Annotated in this window: 4 protein-coding genes; 2 read left to right on the top strand and 2 right to left on the bottom strand. The window is 74.2% G+C overall.

Annotated elements, in window-relative coordinates:
- The first annotated feature begins 346 nt into the window (after nt 1–346).
- Both ACWEO5_RS38160 and ACWEO5_RS38155 read left to right on the top strand, forming a co-directional pair.
- Nucleotides 347–790 (top strand): BlaI/MecI/CopY family transcriptional regulator, encoded by a 444-nt coding sequence (locus tag ACWEO5_RS38160; RefSeq protein WP_344552415.1) that lies wholly within the window; start codon nt 347–349, stop codon nt 788–790.
- Nucleotides 791–793: 3 nt separating this feature from the next.
- Complete coding sequence (locus ACWEO5_RS38155; RefSeq protein WP_452166660.1) at nt 794–1,726, top strand: M56 family metallopeptidase; 933 nt, start codon at nt 794–796, stop codon at nt 1,724–1,726.
- Nucleotides 1,727–1,784: 58 nt separating this feature from the next.
- Here ACWEO5_RS38155 and ACWEO5_RS38150 read toward each other — a convergent pair whose 3' ends face one another.
- Both ACWEO5_RS38150 and ACWEO5_RS38145 read right to left on the bottom strand, forming a co-directional pair.
- Entirely contained in the window at nt 1,785–3,371 is a 1,587-nt protein-coding gene (locus tag ACWEO5_RS38150; protein WP_452166659.1) for an LCP family protein, read from the bottom strand.
- Nucleotides 3,364–3,780: DUF6542 domain-containing protein (locus ACWEO5_RS38145; RefSeq protein ID WP_452166658.1), on the bottom strand; the 417-nt coding region annotated here is incomplete at its 5' end. The genes ACWEO5_RS38150 and ACWEO5_RS38145, both read right to left, overlap by 8 nt.

Raw genomic sequence — 3,780 nt, 5'->3', positions numbered from 1 at the left:
CCGCCGCCGGCGGCGAGGGCGGCGGCGCCGGCGCCGATCACCAGGACGGCGGCGGCGGAGAGCAGGGCGGCGCGGCGGCCCTGGGGACGGCGTCCGGACGATTCGCGGGCGCGGCGGTGCGACACGTGCTCTCCACGGGGCGGTATCTGATCTTGCGGATGGTTCGGCACACCCTAACGGGTGAGGGAGCGGCCCACCGACGCCGTCGAACGGCTGCTGGTCCCCGCCTCCCCGCCGGGGGCGCGGGGAGGCCCGCGACCAGCGGGGAGGTCCGGGGGCAGGGCCTAGGATGAGGGTCGAACTGTCCGAGTCGGGCGCGGGGCGGCCGTGCCGGAGGGAGTCTCCCATGGAGTTGGCGGGTGTCGACCCGGGGCACGGCGAGGGCGGCGAGGGCGGGCGTCCCCGGCGGCGCGGGCAGGGCGAGTTGGCGACCGAGGTGCTGTCGGTGCTGCACCGGGCGCCGGGGCCGGTGACGGCGTCCTGGGTGCAGGAGCAGTTGGGCGGCGAGTTGGCGTACACCACGGTGATGACGATCCTGTCGCGGCTGCTGGCCAAGCAGGCGGTGGTGCGCAGCCGGGCGGGCCGGGCGTACGTGTGGTCGGCGGCGGCGGACGCGGCGGGGCTGACGGCCCGCCGGATGCGGCGGCTGCTGGACACCGAGCCGGACCGGGACGCGGTGCTGGCCTCGTTCGTGACGGCGCTGACGCCGGAGGACGAGCAGGTGCTGCGGGCGCTGCTGAACGCGGCGGAGCCATCCCCCGGTGCCGGGGGCCGGAACGACGGGCGCTGAGCGATGGGCTTCTTCGTCTTCCTCCCGCTGGTGCTGCCGTTGACCTCGCTGCCGATCGCGCGGCTGGCCGAGCACCACTTGCATCCGCGCAACGCGGTGCGGCTGCTGTCCTGGATCGGCGTGACGATGGCGGTGTGCAGCACGCTGGCGCTGGGTCTGCTGTTCGTGGTGGGCACCGCGCAGATCCCGGGCAACCCGCTGCCGGACAGCTGGTCGGACCCGGAGATCCGGACGGCGGTGCCGTTCCACGAGGCGGTGGGCACGACGGCGGTGGTGGGTCTGGTGACGGTGCTGACGGCGTGTTCGCGTTCGCTGCGCCGGCACCTGCGGATCCGGGCCCGGGCGCAGCGGGTGCTGGCGCCGATGCCGCTGGATTCGGACCTGGCGGTGCTGCCGGACCCGGAGCCGTACGCGTATGCGGTGCCGGGCGTGCCGGGGCGGGTGGTGGTGTCGACGGCGATGATGGACAGCCTGGACGCGGACGAGCAGCGGGCGCTGCTGGCGCACGAGCGTTCGCACCTGGCGAACCAGCACCACCGCTTCCTGCTGGCGGCGCAGTTGGCGAGTTGCGTGAACCCGTTCCTGCGGCCGCTGCAGAAGGCGGTGGGGTACGCGACGGAACGCTGGGCGGACGAGGAGGCGGCGGGTTCGGTGGGCGACCGGCGGTTGACGGCGCGGGCGGTGGCCCGGGCGGCGCTGGTGACCCGGGGCAGTGGTCCGGCCCCGTCCTTCGCCGCGTTCGCGTCGCCGGGTCCGGTGCCGCGCCGGGTGACTGCGCTGCTGAGTCCGGCGCTGGGCGAGTCCTGGCCGCCGCCGGCTTCTCCGGCGGGGCTGGCCGCGATGGTGGCGGCGGCGGGGACGGCGGTCTCGGCGGTCTCGGCGCTGAACGCGGCGGTCGCGCTGCTGCTGCTGGTGAAGGCCGCCACGCCCTGGTAGCGGGCGGGGTCCGGCGGCGGGGACGGGAGCCGGTGCGGAGGACGGTCGCGGGCCCGGTTCAGTCGACGCAGGGGACGCCGCCGGCCTTCACCGGCGGGCCCTGCATCTGCAGGGTGGCGGTGGGCGCTGGCTGGCCGGTGCCGCCGTCGGCGTCGGGGGTGTCGGCGGGGGTGTAGCCGGTGCCGAGCAGGACCTGGACGTGGCCGGGGGCGATCGCGGTGGAGGCGGTGGCGGTGGCCCCGTAGCGGGCGGCGATCTGCCGGGCGGCGTCCTGGGCGCCGGTGCCGTACTTGACGGTGGTGGCCTTGGGGTGGGTGTCGGCGGTGCCGGTCTTCCCGGCCCGGTAGCCGAGGGCGGTCAGGGCCTTGGACTCGTCCCCGGCGGCGCCGGTCACCGACGAGCCGTTGAGCACGTCGACGGTGGCGTCGGCGGCGGGCGCCTCGCTGGGGCTGGGACTGGGGCTGGGTCCGGTCGTACCGGCGGGGGCCGGGTCGGCGTCGAGCGGCTGGCCGAACAGCTGCTTGACGATCCGGCGGAGCTTGACCGGGTCGACCTGGTTGACCTCCTGGCCGCCGATGGTGGCGAACTTGTCGATCGGCAGGGTGTTGAACTCGACGTTGCCGCCGGTCAGGTTGGGTGCCTGCTGGGCGAAGTCGAGGATCTGCCACTGGTCGTCTATCACCACGTCCTTCTTGACCACGTTCAGCAGGTCCTGCATCTTGCCGAGGTCGCCGATCACGCCCTGCTGCTTGAGCTTGTACTCGACGGAGGCGATGAACGCCTGCTGCCGGTGGGTGCGGTCGAGGTCGCCGTTGGTGAGGTTGTGCCGCTGCCGGACGAAGGACAGCGCGTCGGCGGCGTTCAACTGGCTGACGCCGGCCGGGAGTTTCAGGCCGGTGCCGCCGCCGGGCTTGATCACGTTGCCCTTGCTGTCGGTGACCCGGGAGACGATCGGGTCGTCGACGGCCTTGTTGAGGCAGACCGGGATCGGTTCGAGCGCCTTGGCGATGTCGTAGAAGCCGATCAGGTTGACCTCGGCGAAGTGGTCGATCGGGACGTCGAGGAGCTTCTGCACGGTCTGGATGGTGGCGGAGCGCCCGGCCTCGCGGCTCTGCTGCTCCAGTTCGGCGCCCTTGAGGCCCTTGGCGCGGAGCTTCTCCTCGGCGGCGTCCTTGGCGTAGCCGTACGCCTCCTTGACCTTGTGCATCTTGCCCTCGGTGCCGTCCGCGTTGTACGTCTGCACCCAGTCGTCGCGCGGGACGGACACCGCCTGGGCCCTCCCGCTGGGCGGGATGTGCAGCAGGATCAGCGAGTTGGTGTTGTACCCGCCGATCTCGCTGGAGCCCGCGTGCAGTTCGTCCTGGACGAACTCCTTGGGGAGGTCGTTGCCGTCCATGTCCTTCCGGCTGTCCAGGCCGATCAGCAGGATGTTGACGGAGGAGTCGAGGTGCGGGGGCGCGTTCTTCTTGGCCTGGTCGAGGGCGTGCGAGCGGTTGACGCCGTTGAGCTGCTCGGTGGTGTACCAGGCGAAGCCGCTGATGCCCAGGACGGTCAGCGAGAGGCCGCAGGCGAGGGCGCGTCCGGCGATCACCCCGGGGGCGGGGCGGCGGCGGACGACCCGGCGCGGGGTGCGGCGTTCAGTCACGGCGGGACCTCCGGGCGCGGAGTTTGCGCAGGCCGACGGCCAGCAGGGCGGCGGCGAGGGCGGCGAGCATCCACGGGAACTGGGCGCTGACCAGCTTGAGGCCCTCGGTGCCCAGTCCGGCGCCGTGGTACTCGTCGCCGCGGGCCAGGTAGTCGGCGCCGCAGGCGGTGGCCAGGGTCACCACGGGCGCGCCGCTGACCACCCACCACCAGCCGGCCCGGCTGCTCACCAGGGCGGCCAGGACCGCTCCCAGGACGGCGCACCCGGCGTACACCGGGCCGAGGCCGGGGGTGAGCAGTTCGTCGGCGAGCGCGCCGAGCACCGGCAGGCCGAGTGCGGGCAGGACGGCGGGCATCCGGTTCGACTCCGGGCCGCGGGCGGCCTCCCGGGCGGCTCCGCGGCGGGCGGC

Source organism: Kitasatospora sp. NPDC004272, from assembly GCF_053603035.1.
The sequence above is the reverse complement of the archived record's forward strand: the minus strand, read 5'-3'. Positions and strand labels throughout refer to the sequence as shown.